At 72.3% G+C, this 14,820-nt stretch carries 14 protein-coding genes and 2 pseudogenes; 8 read left to right on the top strand and 8 right to left on the bottom strand.

The genetic code is table 11. The features are described 5' to 3' along the window. Both ACFVV1_RS01780 and ACFVV1_RS01785 read right to left on the bottom strand, forming a co-directional pair. A partial coding sequence (locus ACFVV1_RS01780; protein WP_389982902.1) for a hypothetical protein occupies window positions 1-485 on the bottom strand: 485 nt, incomplete at its 3' end. A gap of 433 nt (window positions 486-918) precedes the next feature. Beyond that, window positions 919-1,252 (bottom strand): annotated as a pseudogene (locus ACFVV1_RS01785) (nucleotidyltransferase family protein); the annotation flags it as partial. 181 nt (window positions 1,253-1,433) lie between these two features. Here ACFVV1_RS01785 and ACFVV1_RS01790 point away from each other — a divergent pair. After that, a complete protein-coding gene (locus ACFVV1_RS01790; RefSeq protein WP_389982905.1) occupies window positions 1,434-3,815 on the top strand; it encodes a HelD family protein in 2,382 nt (793 codons plus the stop codon). An 87-nt stretch (window positions 3,816-3,902) separates the two neighbouring features. On the opposite strand, the gene ACFVV1_RS01795 is transcribed toward ACFVV1_RS01790, so the two are convergent. Further along, window positions 3,903-4,760, bottom strand: coding sequence for a tetratricopeptide repeat protein (locus ACFVV1_RS01795; protein ID WP_389982908.1), 858 nt, complete (start codon window positions 4,758-4,760; stop codon window positions 3,903-3,905). 17 nt (window positions 4,761-4,777) lie between these two features. After that, window positions 4,778-5,779: a GNAT family N-acetyltransferase gene (locus ACFVV1_RS01800; RefSeq protein WP_389982911.1), complete on the bottom strand. Its 1,002-nt coding sequence runs from the start codon at window positions 5,777-5,779 to the stop codon at window positions 4,778-4,780. 117 nt (window positions 5,780-5,896) lie between these two features. On the opposite strand from ACFVV1_RS01800, the gene fdxA reads away from it, so the two are divergent. Both fdxA and ACFVV1_RS01810 read left to right on the top strand, forming a co-directional pair. Next, window positions 5,897-6,217, top strand: coding sequence for a ferredoxin (fdxA, locus tag ACFVV1_RS01805; protein WP_037688837.1), 321 nt, complete (start codon window positions 5,897-5,899; stop codon window positions 6,215-6,217). A gap of 124 nt (window positions 6,218-6,341) precedes the next feature. Continuing rightward, window positions 6,342-7,436 (top strand): bifunctional succinyldiaminopimelate transaminase/glutamate-prephenate aminotransferase, encoded by a 1,095-nt coding sequence (locus tag ACFVV1_RS01810; protein WP_389982913.1) that lies wholly within the window; start codon window positions 6,342-6,344, stop codon window positions 7,434-7,436. An 86-nt stretch (window positions 7,437-7,522) separates the two neighbouring features. Here the strand turns inward: ACFVV1_RS01810 and ACFVV1_RS01815 are convergent, their stop codons facing one another. After that, window positions 7,523-7,921 carry an ATP-binding protein gene (locus tag ACFVV1_RS01815; protein ID WP_389982916.1) on the bottom strand — a complete coding sequence of 133 codons (399 nt, stop codon included), beginning with the start codon at window positions 7,919-7,921 and terminating at the stop codon, window positions 7,523-7,525. A gap of 340 nt (window positions 7,922-8,261) precedes the next feature. Beyond that, on the bottom strand, window positions 8,262-9,236 hold the full coding sequence (locus ACFVV1_RS01820) for a hypothetical protein (protein WP_389982919.1): 975 nt from the start codon (window positions 9,234-9,236) through the stop codon (window positions 8,262-8,264). Window positions 9,237-9,316: 80 nt separating this feature from the next. On the opposite strand from ACFVV1_RS01820, the gene dapE reads away from it, so the two are divergent. Then, window positions 9,317-10,396 carry a succinyl-diaminopimelate desuccinylase gene (gene dapE / locus ACFVV1_RS01825; RefSeq protein WP_389982922.1) on the top strand — a complete coding sequence of 360 codons (1,080 nt, stop codon included), beginning with the start codon at window positions 9,317-9,319 and terminating at the stop codon, window positions 10,394-10,396. 97 nt (window positions 10,397-10,493) lie between these two features. After that, complete coding sequence (locus ACFVV1_RS01830) at window positions 10,494-11,252, top strand: TIGR00730 family Rossman fold protein (protein WP_389982925.1); 759 nt, start codon at window positions 10,494-10,496, stop codon at window positions 11,250-11,252. A 77-nt stretch (window positions 11,253-11,329) separates the two neighbouring features. On the opposite strand, the gene folP is transcribed toward ACFVV1_RS01830, so the two are convergent. Then, on the bottom strand, window positions 11,330-12,202 hold the full coding sequence (gene folP / locus ACFVV1_RS01835; protein ID WP_389982928.1) for a dihydropteroate synthase: 873 nt from the start codon (window positions 12,200-12,202) through the stop codon (window positions 11,330-11,332). Window positions 12,203-12,311: 109 nt separating this feature from the next. Between folP and ACFVV1_RS01840 the strand changes: the two are divergent. Both ACFVV1_RS01840 and ACFVV1_RS01845 read left to right on the top strand, forming a co-directional pair. After that, window positions 12,312-12,666, top strand: a pseudogene (locus ACFVV1_RS01840) (DivIVA domain-containing protein); the annotation flags it as partial. Window positions 12,667-12,883: 217 nt separating this feature from the next. Further along, entirely contained in the window at window positions 12,884-13,471 is a 588-nt protein-coding gene (locus ACFVV1_RS01845; protein ID WP_389982931.1) for a DNA-3-methyladenine glycosylase I, read from the top strand. A gap of 16 nt (window positions 13,472-13,487) precedes the next feature. Here ACFVV1_RS01845 and ACFVV1_RS01850 read toward each other — a convergent pair whose 3' ends face one another. Next, a complete protein-coding gene (locus ACFVV1_RS01850) occupies window positions 13,488-14,300 on the bottom strand; it encodes an enoyl-CoA hydratase/isomerase family protein (RefSeq protein ID WP_389982935.1) in 813 nt (270 codons plus the stop codon). A 313-nt stretch (window positions 14,301-14,613) separates the two neighbouring features. On the opposite strand from ACFVV1_RS01850, the gene ACFVV1_RS01855 reads away from it, so the two are divergent. Beyond that, window positions 14,614-14,781: a DUF3117 domain-containing protein gene (locus tag ACFVV1_RS01855; protein ID WP_003966491.1), complete on the top strand. Its 168-nt coding sequence runs from the start codon at window positions 14,614-14,616 to the stop codon at window positions 14,779-14,781. The last annotated feature ends 39 nt before the right edge of the window (window positions 14,782-14,820 follow it).

Here is a 14,820-nt window from a genome sequence, read left to right on the forward strand (position 1 = left end):
GTTACCAAGGTGGTGGCAAGGAGGGCCACGGCGGCGGTGGCCATGGTGGTGGCAAGGAGTGCCACGGTGGCGGTGGCCATGGTGGTGGCAAGGAGGGCCACGAGGACGGTTACCAAGGTGGTGGCAAGGAGGGCCACGGCGGCGGTGGCGGTTACCAAGGTGGTGGGAAGGAGGGGCACGGCGGCGGTGGCGGTTACCAAGGTGGTGGCAAGGAGGGCCACGGCGGCGGTGGCCATGGTGGTGGCAAGGAGTGCCACGGTGGCGGTGGCCATGGTGGTGGCAAGGAGTGCCACGAGGGCGGTTACCAAGGTGGTGGCAAGGAGGGCCACGGCGGCGGTGGCGGTTACCAAGGTGGTGGGAAGGAGGGGCACGGCGGCGGTGGCGGTTACCAAGGTGGTGGCAAGGAGGGCCACGGCGGCGGTGGCCATGGTGGTGGCAAGGAGTGCCACGGTGGCGGTGGCCATGGTGGTGGCAAGGAGTGCCACGAGGGCGGTTACCAAGGTGGTGGCAAGGAGGGTGCCGGCTACCACGGTGGCGGTTACCAAGGTGGTGGGAAGGAGGGTGCCGGTTACCACGGTGGCGGCTACCAGGGCGGCAAGGGCCGCGAACAGCTGGCCAAAACGGGAACGAAGACGGAACTCGCCGTCATGGCCGGTTCAGCGCTTCTGCTCACCCTGGGTGGCTCGGCAATCGTCGTCATGAACAGGCGGCGTCTGCGCCCCACCATCTAGGCGGGCAGCTCAACTGGGTGCAGCAATCCAATCGGCCGACGACAGCCTCTCTGGAGCTGTGGTTGGCCGATTCGGCCGTCTTCGGGGGTACTCCGGCGACTCCACGAGCGGCGTTCCTCAACGGGCCTTTCAGAGCGCTCGGCCGCAGAGAGATCCGCCCGTCCGCAGCTGGACTCAGTAGTGGGGCTCAGCCCTGTCCGGCGGCCGTGGGGGACACGGACGCCGGGCGGTTCGGCCATGGCAGCACCGTCAACGCCGGCCACTGCCCCTGCCGGCGCGCGGCCTTCGCCTCGTACACCTTGCGGGGGGGGCACCGGGTTCGGCCGTACGACCAGGCCGAACACATCGGAGAGTCCGTGCGGTACACAGACCCGCCACCGGCCGTGGGCCTCCAGTCGTACGCCCAGGCAGCACGTCGTCGCCGCGAAGCTGTCGATCGCCGACTCGGTGGAGTCGTGCGGCGGGCACGGTGTGCCGTACTTCTCCTCGTACCAGAGATGCCCCCGCGCCTCGTTGCGGATGAGCGGCAAGCTGCTCATCGAGCGGGAGTCGACTGATCACCACTCCTGACTACCACGCGCCGCCCCCGCACGTCCCCATCCGTACACACGTCCGCCGACCTGCACGGCTCCCGTTCCGCCCCGTTGTAAGGCACCCTGACTCCCTGCCGCCCACCACCGCCCGCAGGGAGCCAGTGCACCGTTGTCCAGAGTTGAGATCGACCACGAACAGCACCATCTCGACATGCTTCACGCCCGCGTGGAGGCCCTTCGCGAGCACGCCGGGCATCAGCTGGCCGGTGTGCTGCGGGAGAGCGGCGGTACCCGGCAGGGGCGGCTGGAGCGGGAGAGCGCCGCCGCCCGGTACGCGGGGCAGGTCGCGCGGTACGACGCCGCCGAGAACGGGCTCTGCTTCGGGCGGCTCGACCTGCGCGACGGGGAACGGCACTACATCGGCCGGATCGGGCTGCCCGCCGAGTCCGCCGACGACGACCCGCTGCTGCTCGACTGGCGCGCCCCGGCGGCCCGCGCGTTCTACGTCGCCACGCCCGCGGCCCCGCACGGGGTGCGCAGGCGCCGCCACCTGACCACCCGGGGCCGGCGGGTCGTCCGGCTCGACGACGAGGTGCTCGACCGGGACGGTGTGCCGGACAGCGAGCTGACCGGCGAGGCGGCCCTGCTCGCCTCCCTCGACACCGGGCGCACCGGTCGCATGCACGACATCGTCGCCACCCTCCAGGCCGAGCAGGACGCGATCATCCGCTCCGGCCACCGCGGCGTCCTCGTGGTCCAGGGCGGCCCCGGCACCGGCAAGACGGCGGTCGCCCTGCACCGGGCCGCGTATCTGCTCTACACCCATCAGCAGCTGGCCTCCCGAGGCGTGCTGGTCGTCGGCCCCAACCCCACCTTCATCGGGTACATCGGCCAGGTGCTGCCCGGCCTCGGCGAGAACAGCGTGCTGCTGTCCACCGTCGGAGAGCTGTACCCGGGGATCCGCGCGGACCGCGCCGAGGCACCGGAGACCGCCGAGCTCAAGGGGCGTACGGAGATGGCGGCCGTCATCGCCGCGGCGGTCCGGGACCGGCAGGTGCCCACGGCGCCCGGGTACGGGATCGAGGTCGAGTTCGACGGGGACGTCGTCCGCCTCGACCACGAGGAGTGCGTACGCGCCGCAGACACCGCCCGCGCCACCCGGCTGCCGCACAACCTGGCCGCCCCCGTCTTCCGGCGCGAGATCGTGGACGCGCTCGCCCGGCGGTCCGTGGCAGCCACCCGCGATCTCGCCGACCGGCTGGAGGCGGACATCGCCGAGGTGCTCGCCGAGGCCGGTCTCGACCGTGCCGTACGCGCCGACCTGGACGCCCTGCCGGGGCTGCTCGGCGACGACGACTCGGCCACCGCGCGGGAACGCACCGAGGCGCAGGACATCGACGACGTCCGGCGCCTGCTCGCCGCCGACGCCGACGTACGGGCCGCGCTCGACGCCCTGTGGCCGCCCCTCACGCCGCGGCAGCTCCTCACCGACCTGTACGGACAGCGCGCACGCCTGGACTTCGCCGCGCCCGGACTCACCGACGCGGAAAGGGAGTTGCTGTTCCGTGCACCGGACGGCGACGGCGGCTGGAGCGCCGCCGACGTACCGCTGCTGGACGAGGCCGCCGAACTGCTCGGCCAGGACAACCGCGCGGCCGAGGCCGCCGTCGCCCGCGAGCGGGCCGAGGGCGTCGCGTACGCGCAGGGCGTCCTGGACCTCGCGGCGGGCGACGCGGAGGACGAGGAGGAGGGCGGCCTCGCCGGACTGGTCGACGCGCGGACCCTCGCCGACCGTCACGAGGAACGCACCACCCGCACCGTCGCCGAACGGGCCTTCGCCGACCGGAGCTGGGTCTTCGGGCACATCATCGTCGACGAGGCGCAGGAACTCTCCCAGATGGCCTGGCGGCTGCTGATGCGGCGCTGCCCGACCCGCTCCATGACCCTGGTCGGCGACGTGGCCCAGACCGGCGACGCGGCCGGGGCCTCCTCGTGGGCGTCCGCGCTCGCCCCGCACATCGGCGACCGGTGGCGGCAGGCGTCGCTCACCGTCAACTACCGGACCCCCGCCGAGATCATGGCGTCCACCACGGATGTGCTCGCCGCGCTCGGCCCCGGGCTCGAACCGCCCCGCTCGGTACGGGAGACAGGCGTCGCCCCCTGGCTGCTGCGCACCGACGACACCGCCCGCACCCTCGCCGAACTCGCCGCGAAGGAGGCGGCGGCACTGGACGAGGGCAGGCTCGCCGTGATCGTCCCCGACGCACGGCGCGACGAACTGGGGGCCGCGGTGGCCCGTGCGGTGCCGGGCGCGGCGTACGGGGACGAGCCCGACCTGGAGAACCGGGTCGTGGTCCTCGGCGTGCGGCAGGCCAAGGGGCTGGAATTCGACGCGGTACTGCTGGCCGACCCCGCGGCCGTCCTCGACCGTTCGGTGCGCGGCCTGAACGACCTGTACGTGGCCCTGACCCGGGCTACGCAACGCCTGGGCATCGTGCACGAGGGCCCGGCCCCCGAGGTACTGGCCAAGGCGGTGAGGGAGCGGGGGTGAAAGAGCGGGAGTGGCGGACCGGGGGTTGAGGGAGGGGGGTGACGGAACGGGAGGCGCGAGGGGGGCGGCGCGTCCTGCCGGACAGGCCTAGTTCAGCATCGCCCGCGCCGCCCGCGCCTTCCGCCGGATCGCTTCCGCCGCCTCGGGCTCGACCCTGTCGACCACCTCCGCGTACTCCTCCATCTCGGCCGCCCCGCGCAGGAACTGCCCGCTCTGTACGAGCAGTTGCGCCCGCTCGTACCGCAGCCGGGCCGGGTGCGAGGGCAGCAGCAGCGAGAGGTCCACCGCCCAGAGCGCCACGTCCGTCCGTTCCGGGCGGGTTGCCGCCCACGCCCTGATGTTGTTCAGGATCCGCAGCACGATCTCCAGCGGTCGCGCGGGCACCAGCATCGACTCGTCGAGGGGCTCCCCGGTCGCCCCCGCCACCAGCAGCTCCGCGTCCTGCCCGGTCATCGGGCGGCCGCCGTCGAACGGATCGGCCAGCACCCGCTCGGCCGGATCGCCGAACCCGACGACGAAATGGCCGGGCAGCGCCACCCCGTACACCGGAGCGCCCGCCCGCCGCGCCACCTCGATCCAGACCACGGACAGCAGGATCGGCAGCCCGCGCCGCCGCCGCAGCACCTCGTGCAGCAGCGACGACTCCAGCCGCTGGTAGTCCGCCGACGAGCCCGCGAAACCGCACCGCTCGCCGAGCAGTTCCGCCAGGGCCGAGGCCCAGGCCCGGCCGCCCCGCACCCCGTACGGGAGCCGGCCCGCCAGCTCGTCCAGTTCGATCTGCGCGGCGTCGGTCCCGTTCGCGTCCAGCGCCGGGTCGGCCACCGCGCCCAGCAGCAGGCAGAGCAGCGCGAGGTCCGGCCGCTCGGCGCGCGCCTCCTCGGCGAACTGCCGGTACAGCTCGTCCCGGCCGGGGTGCCCGGGCCGGTCGGGCTCGTGAGGACTCATCGCGCCTCCCCGCCCCGTCACGCCGACCGGAAGTGGTGATACCGGTGATGGACCGCGAACCCCATGCCCTCGTACAGCGCCCGCGCCCCGTCGTTGTCCGTCTCGACCTGGAGCCACGCCGCCGAGGCGCCCTCGTCCAGGGCCTTGCGGGCGAGGGCGGTCATCACGGCGGAGGCGAGCCCGCGCCGCCGGTGCGCCGGGTCCACCTCGACGGCCATGAACCCGGCCCACCGCCCGTCCACCACGCACCGCCCGATCGCGGCGGGCGCCGCGCCCTCGGTGTCACCGGGCACGGCGGCGAACCACACCGACGGGCCGCCGCGCAGCACCTGAAGGACGTGCGGCCCCGGCGTCTCGAAGCGCTGGTAGCGGGAGAGCCACGCCTCGTCGAGGTCCCGGCTCAGCCGCACCCGGGACACATCGGCGTCCAGGTCGCCGATCGGCGCCAGCGCGGCGACCCGTACCTCGGCCGTCACCTCGCGCCGCCACCCGCGCTCCTCCAACTCGGCGCAGAGCACTTCCTGGGTGCCCTCCGCGCCGGTCGCGGTCTGGATGTACGCGGGCAGCTCCCGCTCCCCGTACCACCGCCGGACGCGCCCGAGCGCCTCGTCGAGCGGCATGCCCGGATCGCCGAGCGGAAGCACGGAGTTGGCGCGCCGGGTGAAACCCCGGGCGGCGCGCAGCCGCCAGTCGCCCAGCGGCTCGCTCTCCACCGGCGGCCAGGCGCGGGCACAGACGGGCGCGAGCTCGTCGAAGGAGGCCGCGGGACCGCGCCGCCGGGCCGGGGCGGCGGGCACGACCTTGCCCGCCACCAGCGTCGATTCCGGGATGCGGACGGAATCCCCGCTCTTCGTTGTGATCGACAGCACACCGTTGTCCCACGATGTGAGAACACCAACCGTGTCAGTGAATTTAGCCCCTTGCGGGCCGTCCTGCGACGTACGCCGGACTGATACCCGTTTGCCCACGTCAGCGTGTGTAATTCGGACTTCGAGTTGTCCGCCGATGGTGAATTCCACAGCTCTCTCCGCCCCTCCTGTTCGGTTCGTGCCCGCGAACGGAGATACTAGGGGTGGGCATCGACGACGCCGCGCTCCCGCGCGAGAGCCAACGCCCTACCGAGGAGGAACGACAGCGTGACCTACGTCATCGCGCAGCCTTGTGTCGACGTGAAGGACAAGGCCTGCATCGAAGAGTGCCCCGTCGACTGCATCTATGAGGGCCAGCGGTCCTTGTACATCCACCCGGACGAATGCGTCGACTGTGGAGCCTGTGAGCCGGTGTGCCCGGTCGAGGCGATCTTCTACGAGGACGACACCCCGGAGGAGTGGAAGGACTACTACAAGGCGAACGTCGAGTTCTTCGACGACCTCGGGTCGCCCGGTGGTGCCTCCAAGCTGGGCCTGATCGAACGCGACCACCCGTTCATCGCCGCGCTGCCGCCGCAGAACCAGTAGTCAACGGCAGGCAGGTGCGCCGCCCCGGTCCCGTACGGCTCGCCACCGTACGGGACCGAGGCGTTTTTGCCGCCGGAGCGGCCCGAGCAGCCCTCGGAACCCCCGCACGAGAAAGCAGAGATCCGTGTCCGCAGTCTCCTCCCGTCTCCCGGTCTTCCCCTGGGACAAGCTCGCGCCCTACAAGTCGACGGCCGCCGCCCACCCGGACGGCATCGTGGACCTGTCCGTCGGCACGCCCGTCGACCCGGTGCCCGAGCTGATCCAGCAGGCGCTCGTCGCCGCCGCGGACAGCCCCGGCTATCCGACGGTGTGGGGGACCGCCGAGCTGCGCGACGCGATCACCGGCTGGGTGGAGCGGCGGCTCGGCGCGGTCTCCGTGGCGCACGAGAACGTCCTGCCGGTCGTCGGCTCCAAGGAGCTGGTGGCCTGGCTGCCGACCCAGCTCGGTCTCGGCGCGGGCGACAAGGTGGCTTACCCGCGCCTCGCCTACCCGACGTACGAGGTGGGCGCCCGGCTCTGTGGCGCCGAGCCCGTCGTCTACGACGACCCTGCCGAGCTGGACCCGGCCGGCCTGAAGCTGCTCTGGCTGAACTCGCCGTCCAACCCGACCGGCCGCGTCCTGTCCAAGGAGGAACTGACCCGGATCGTCGCCTGGGCGCGCGAGCACGGCGTGCTGGTCTTCAGCGACGAGTGCTACCTGGAGCTGGGCTGGGAGGCCGAACCCGTCTCCGTACTGCACCCGGACGTCTGCGGCGGTACGTACGAGGGAATCGTCGCCGTCCACTCACTCTCCAAGCGCTCCAACCTGGCCGGATACCGTGCGGCCTTCATCGCGGGCGACGCGGCCGTGCTCGGCGAGCTGCTGCTGATCCGCAAGCACGGCGGCATGATGACGCCCGCCCCGGTCCAGGCGGCGACGATCGCGGCGCTCGGCGACGACGAGCACGTCGCCGAGCAGCGGACCCGGTACGCGGATCGGCGCGCGGCCCTGCGCGCGGCGCTGGAGGCGCACGGCTTCCGCATCGAGCACAGCGAGGCGAGCCTGTACCTGTGGGCGACGCGCGACGAGCCGTGCTGGGAGACCGTGGCGTACCTGGCGGAACTCGGCATTCTGGTGGCGCCGGGCGACTTCTACGGGCCGGCCGGCGACCGCTTCGTACGCGTGGCGTTCACGGCGACGGACGAGCGGGTGGCCGCCGCGGTCAAGCGGCTGGCCTGACAGCAGGCATCACATGCGAGGGGCCTCGGGAGTGCGCACTCCCGAGGCCCCTCGCATGTGATGCGCCGGCCGGTGGCCGGTGCGGGTCAGCCGATCGGCAGGCCGTGGGTGGGCAGACCGCCCCGGGTCGCGGTACCGGCGGCGCCGCCGAGGACCTTGCCCGCGCTGCCCGCCGCACCGCCGGCCGCGTTCTGCACGGCGGGAGCGGCCTGGGCGCCGGCCTTGCCGACGGTCTTGCCCGCGGCCGGGAGGGTCGTCCCGACCACCTTGCCGCCGGTCTCGCCCGCCGCCTTGGTGCCCTGCTGCGACGCGCCGTCGACCGTCCTGCCGAGGCCGGTGCCGTCGACGGTGGTCAGACCGCCGAGCTCCGGGGGCTGCGGGAGCTCCGCGGCACCTGCGGCTCCGGCCGCACCGACCACGGGGGCTGCACCCGCGGCGATCAGCAGCGCGGCACGGGCGATCCGGCGGGTCAGGGGGAGGGACATGATGCTCCTTCGACGGAATGAGGAAGATGAGGAATCGGTCTGTCCGTTGATCGGACGCAACTGACAACCGTCCTAAGGGCGGGGGAGGTTGCGGTACGCCGAGGTAAAGAGTCAGCAATGCGTCACATAATCGACAACGGACGAACCCGGGCGGACGCCGCATTCGGGGAACGGCCGATGAACCGTCACTTCTCTTTGCGCGCAAGGAAATTGGCGGGCGGAGGAGGGGTGCCGGGAGGTGTTGCGTGCGTGGGTTTTCCGGAGGGCCCGGACAACACCTCCGGGTGACTCTTCGTACTGCTGAACGACTACGGCATGGAGCGGCCGCCGCGCCGGCCGACTACGGCGCGAGCCCTATGCGGACCTCGCCGGTGCCCGAGCCCTTGCCGTCCGCACCGTCCGTACCCACTGTCCGCCAGCCCTCCCCGGCCTTCCACACCCGGCCCGCGTAGGCGACCTCGTCCAGGTGGAGTGCCTCGGACCGCGCGACCGCCCAGTGCGCGAGCTCCCAGCCGCGCCGCGGCGCGTCGCCGCCCCCGGAGGCGCGGGCCGCCCGCACCGGCACCGAGACCGTGCGCGCCGCCGTCGCCGACGCACCGGCCGCACCCTTGCCGTCCCGCCGCGCCGACGGCCGCTCCGCGGGCAGCACGTCCTTGCCGAAGGCGCGCACCAGCTCGGCCCGCACCTTCGCCGCGTCGGCCTTCGCGGCCGTCGTCCGCGGCGGCGTGCAGTTCAGCGCGGCAGGCGTACGGCCGGTCAGCGCAGCCGCCAGCAGCGCCGCGTCCGGCTCGTGCTTCGCGTACGCCTGCGGGAAACCACTGCGCTGGACCCGCTGCGCGGCGACCGTCAGCGGCAGCCGTGAATAGCCGGGAACCTCGGCCAGGTTCCGGTAGAACTCCCCGGCGGAGTAGACCGGGTCCAGGATCTGCTTCTCGGTGCCCCAGCCCTGCGAGGGACGCTGCTGGAACAGCCCCAGCGAGTCCCGGTCGCCGTGCTCGATATTGCGCAGCCCCGACTCCTGCAACGCGGTCGCCAGCGCGATCGTGACCGCGCGCTCCGGCATCCCGCGCGAGGTGCCGACCGCGGAGATCGTCGCGGCGTTCGAAGCCTGCTCCGGGCTCAGCCGGTACGTACGGCCCTGGCCGGCCGAACCGTCGGCGGACTCCACGGTGCACCCTTCGGTGACCCGGCTGCCGGATACGTACTGCACGGTCAGATAGCCGCCCAGCGCGGCGAGCACGCCAAAGGCGGCCGCGACGCGGAAGAGGCGGGAGCGGCCGGTGTGTCGGCGGGCGGGGGAGACGTTCCGGGGCACGGGGCCACCGTACTGGAGTGCCCGGCCGGGGCCGAGGGCCCGTCCCTCGGGGACGGTTCCGTTCGTCTAGGGTCGGTTGTATGCCCGAAAGCACGCTTGATCTCACCCTGGACGGCCCCGCGCTCACCGCCCGGCTCGTCGACTTCCCGTCGGTCAGCGGTCAGGAGAAGGACCTCGCCGACGCGATCGAGTCGGCGCTGCGGACCCTGCCGCACCTGACCGTCGACCGGCACGGCAACAACGTCGTCGCGCGGACGAACCTAGGCCGGGCCGAGCGGGTCGTACTCGCCGGACACATCGACACCGTGCCGATCGCCGACAACGTGCCGTCCCGGCTCGACGACGACGGCGTGCTGTGGGGCTGCGGCACCTCCGACATGAAGTCGGGCGTCGCCGTGCAGCTGAGGATCGCCGCGACCGTGCCCGAGCCCAACCGCGACCTCACCTTCGTCTTCTACGACAACGAAGAGGTCGCCGCGCACCTCAACGGACTCGGCCACGTCGCCGCCGCCCACCCCGACTGGCTGGCGGGTGACTTCGCCGTACTCCTGGAGGGCTCCGACGCCCAGGTCGAGGGCGGCTGCCAGGGCACCCTGCGGGTCTTCCTGCGCACCGAGGGGGAGCGGGCCCACTCCGCACGCGGCTGGATGGGGTCCAACGCCATCCACGCCGCCGCCCCGATCCTGGCCCGCCTCGCCGCGTACGAACCGCGCCGCCCGGTCGTCGACGGGCTCGAATACCACGAGGGCCTCAACGCGGTACGGATCGAGGGCGGCGTCGCCAACAACGTCATCCCCGACGCCTGCACCGTCGTCGTCAACTACCGGTACGCCCCCGACCGCACCGCCGAAGAGGCGCTCGCCCACGTCCACGAGGTCTTCGCGGACTGCGGCGTCGCCGAATTCACCGTCGACGACCACTCGGGCGCGGCCATGCCCGGCCTCTCCCACCCGGCGGCCAAGGCGTTCATGGCGGCGGTCGGCGGCACCGCCCGGCCCAAGTTCGGCTGGACCGACGTCTCCCGCTTCAGCTCCCTCGGCGTCCCCGCGGTGAACTACGGACCCGGCGACCCGCTCCTCGCGCACAAGCGCAACGAGCACGTGGCCGTCGACCGGATCACCCACTGCGAGGAACGGCTCCGCTCCTGGCTCACCAGCTGACCCACGGCATTCCCCTCCCCGTAACCTCCATGGATCTACCCTGACCTGACACAGATGGTCATCGGTGATGGTCATCGATCGTCGGAGGGAGCAGGTCATGGGCAACCCCGAGGGAGCGCACGTCCCCGAGGAGCAGCGGCAGGGGCCGGTGCTCCGCCGCAGGGACCAGGTACAGCCCGGCACCACCGACCAGCGGCTGCTGGACACCGAGGGCGATTCCGAGTGGGTGCACACCGACCCGTGGCGGGTGATGCGCATCCAGTCGGAGTTCGTCGAAGGGTTCGGCGCCCTCGCCGAGCTGCCGAGCGCCATCAGCGTCTTCGGCTCGGCCCGCACCCCGGCCGGCGGGCCGGACTACGAGGCCGGTGTACGGATCGGCAAGGCCCTGGTCGAGGCCGGCTTCGCGGTGATCACCGGAGGCGGCCCCGGAGCCATGGAGGCGGCGAACAAGGGGGCGCGGGAGGCGAAGGGCATCTCGGTCGGACTCGGCATCGAGCTGCCCTTCGAGTCCGGCCTCAACCCGCACGTCGACATCGGCGTCAACTTCCGCTACTTCTTCGTCCGCAAGACGATGTTCGTGAAGTACGCACAAGGCTTTGTCGTCCTGCCGGGCGGCCTCGGCACCCTGGACGAACTCTTCGAGGCCCTCACCCTCGTCCAGACGGGCAAGGTCACCCGCTTCCCGATCGTGCTGTTCGGTACCGCGTACTGGAGCGGTCTCGTGGACTGGCTGCGGGACACGGTGGTGGCACAGGGCAAGGCGTCCGAACACGACCTGCTGCTGTTCCACGTCACGGATGACGTGGACGAGGCGGTCAACCTCGTCACGAAGGAGGTCGGCCGGGTCGGCCACTAGGGCCGGGGGCTCCGCACGGGCATTCTCACGTCCCTCCGGCGATCGAGGAGCGGTGTCCGGGGCGGAGCCCCGATCGTTCAGGCCAGCCCGCGCCGCGCGACCGCCGGCTCCCGGTGGCCGGCGATGGACGCGACCATGTCCAGCACCTGCCGCGTCTCCGCCACCTCGTGCACCCGGTACACCCGCGCCCCCAGCCACGCCGACACGGCCGTCGTCGCGAGCGTTCCGAGCACCCGTTCCTTCACCGGCCGGTCGAGCGTCTCGCCGACGAAGTCCTTGTTGGACAGCGATACGAGGACGGGCCAGCCGGTCTCCGTCATCTCGTCGAGCCGGCGCGTCGCCTCCAGGGAATGCCGGGTGTTCTTCCCGAAGTCGTGACCGGGGTCGATCATGATCCCGTCCGGCCGCACCCCGAGCCCGACCGCCCGCTCGGCCAGCCCCGCCGTCACGCGCAGGATGTCCGCCATCACGTCGTCGTACGCGACCCGGTGCGGCCGGGTCCGCGGCTCGGCGCCGCCCGTGTGCGTGCACACCAGACCGGCGCCGTACCGCGCGGCGACTTCCGCGAGCTTCGGGTCGACGCCGCCCCACGCGTCGTTCAGCACGTCCGCGCCGGCCTCGCAGACCGCCTCGCCGACGTCGTGGCGCCAGGTGTCGACGCTGATCACCACATCCGGGTGGCGACGCCGCACCTCCGCGACGAACCCCACCGTGCGACGGGCCTCCTCCTCGGCGGTCACCTCTTCACCGGGGCCCGCCTTCACACCCCCGATGTCGACGATCGCCGCGCCGTCCGCGATCGCCTGCTCGACCCGGGCGAGCGCGGGCTCGTCCCGGAAGGTCGCGCCCTGGTCGTAGAAGGAGTCCGGGGTACGGTTCACGATCGCCATGATCACCGGCTCGTGCGCACCGAATTCACGCCGCCCGAGCCTGAGCGCACCGCTTCGCATCCCGTGTATCTCCTCTGGTAGATCGCCCGTGGGTCGCCTGCGACCCTAACTGTCGGTACCGCATGGCACGATCGGACTCGGACAGGTTTCCGCTCTTGGGGAGATGCGCGTGTTCTGGTTCTTGCTGCTGGCGATGGTGGTGGTCGTGGCCGCGGTCACCCTCGCGGTGGTCGGCGGAGGGAAGAGCGCCATCCTGCAGGACGTGGCGCCCGAGCAGCTGACCGACCCGCTGCCCGCGACGCGTCCGGTCGGTCGCGCGGATGTCGAGGCGGTGCGGCTGCCGGTGACCGTACGCGGCTACCGCATGACGGATGTCGACGAGGTGCTCGGCAGGCTCGGCGCCGAGCTCGCCGAGCGGGACGCGCGGATCGCGGAGCTGGAGTCGGCGCTGGCCGGGGCGCAGGCGACCGCGGTCGGCGGCCCCGATCTCCTCAAGCGGCCCGAGGACCGGCCGCAGCCGACCACGGAGCGCCCCGAGGACCGCCCGAAGGCACCGTGGGAGGCGCCGGGCCAGGACCCGCGGCAGGAACCCCGGCAGGACCCTGGACAGGGCCCCTGGCAGGACACCCGGCCCGATCCGCAGCGGGACCCCTGGCAGGCGCCGCAGCGGGACCTCAGGCAGGGCCCCCGGCCCGATCCGCGGCAAACCCCGACCCAGCGACCCGGAGAGGAGCCCCGGCGATGAGCGGCGGCGCACAAACGGCCCCGGACGGCGGACTGCGCTGCCCATGGGGGCTCTCCACCGAGGACTACCTCGCGTATCACGACACCGAATGGGGCAAGTCCGTCCACGGCGACGACGCCCTGTTCGAACGGCTCTGCCTGGAGGCGTTCCAGTCGGGCCTCTCCTGGCTGACGATCCTGCGCCGCCGCGAGGGCTTCCGCTCCGCCTTCGCCGGGTTCGAGATCCCCGCCGTGGCGGAGTTCACCGACGCCGACAAGGAGCGGCTCCTCGCCGACGCCGGGATCATCCGCAACCGGGCGAAGATCGAGGCGACCCTCGCCAACGCCAAGGTCCTGGCCGACTGGCGCCCGGGCGAGCTGGACGACCTGATCTGGTCCTATGCCCCCGACCCGGCCGGCCGCCCGGCCCCGCGCACCGTCGAAGACGTCGCCGCGGTCACTCCGGAGTCCACGGCGCTGGCCAAGGACCTCAAGAAGCGCGGGCTGCGGTTCGTCGGACCCACGACGGCCTACGCCCTGATGCAGGCCTGCGGCCTGGTCGACGACCATCTGGCCGACTGCGTGGCGCGCGGGGCGGGGGCGTAGACCCGGTCGGGAGCGGCTACCGCCCGAGGTACTTCGGCTTCTCCTTGTTCAGGAACGCCTGCACCGCGATCGTGTGGTCCTCGGACGCACCCGCCTTCGTCTGGAGTTCGCCCTCCTTCTCCAGCGCCTCGCTCAGGGTGTGAGCGGCGCCGTAGGCCAGGGACTCCTTGAGCGCGGCGTACGCCACCGTGGGACCGGACGCCAGGGCGCGGGCCACACCGGCGGCCTCGGCGGCCAGGTCGGCGGCGGGCACCAGCTTGTTCACGATGCCCAGCTCGTGGGCGTCCCGCGCGGAGATCGACCGCGGGAAGAGCAGCAGATCGGCGGCGCGGCTCTGCCCGATCAGGCGGGGCAGCGTCCAGGAGACGCCCGAGTCGGCGGTCAGGGCGACCCCGGCGAAGGACGTGTTGAACGAGGCGGTGTCGGCGACCACCCGGTAGTCACAGGCCAGCGCGAACCCGAAACCGGCACCGGCCGCGACACCGTTCACCCCGGCGACCACCGGCTTGGGCATCTCGGTGATGGCCCGCACGATCGGGTTGTAGTGCTCCTGCACGGTGCTCAGCGCATTGCCGCCGCCGGATTCACGGGCCTCGGCGAGCTTGCCGACGTGCTCCTTCAGATCCTGGCCGACGCAGAAGGCGCGCCCGGTCGCGGTGAGCAGAACGGCCCGTACGGCGGTGTCGGCCGCCGCGGACTTCAGCGCGTCACGGAGCGCCACCTTGGCCTCGGTGTTCATGGCGTTCATCGCGTCGGGACGGTTGATCGTGATCGTCGCGAGTCCGTCGCTCACTTCATGGAGCACGCTGTCCGCTATCTGGTCGGCCATTTCGCTGTCCCCTCTGCACCTCGGGCAATGCCTGTCCAGGCAAGCATGGCCGACTCGGGCCGGGGCGAACATGTGACCTGCGTCTAACAATTGTGCTCCGATGGAGGGGTGCGGGGGGCGGAGTATCGCAGCTCGATCGCCGAATTGGGTGGTTTTGAGAGAGCGCGTTGCGCAAGCGATGCCGACCGATGTTGGTCATCGGGGTCTGTGATGCGGGATAATGGCCATGAAGCAATGTGTTCGATGCCGGTGACACAGCGCCTGTCATGGGGCCGCCGGTTGCGATGAGCTGGTTTCAGGAAGGGGAACGAGCATGGCGGCCATGAAGCCGCGGACGGGCGACGGCCCGCTCGAGGTGACAAAGGAGGGGCGGGGCATCGTCATGCGCGTTCCGCTCGAAGGCGGCGGTCGGCTTGTCGTGGAGCTGACTCCGGACGAGGCCGATGCACTCGGCGATGCCCTCAAGAAGGTCGTCGGCTGAGCAGAGGCGCCCACACTTCTTCACTGCCCCGGCACGGTG

The organism is Streptomyces sp. NPDC058092 (assembly GCF_042884935.1).
In the GTDB taxonomy this organism is placed as follows: domain Bacteria; phylum Actinomycetota; class Actinomycetes; order Streptomycetales; family Streptomycetaceae; genus Streptomyces.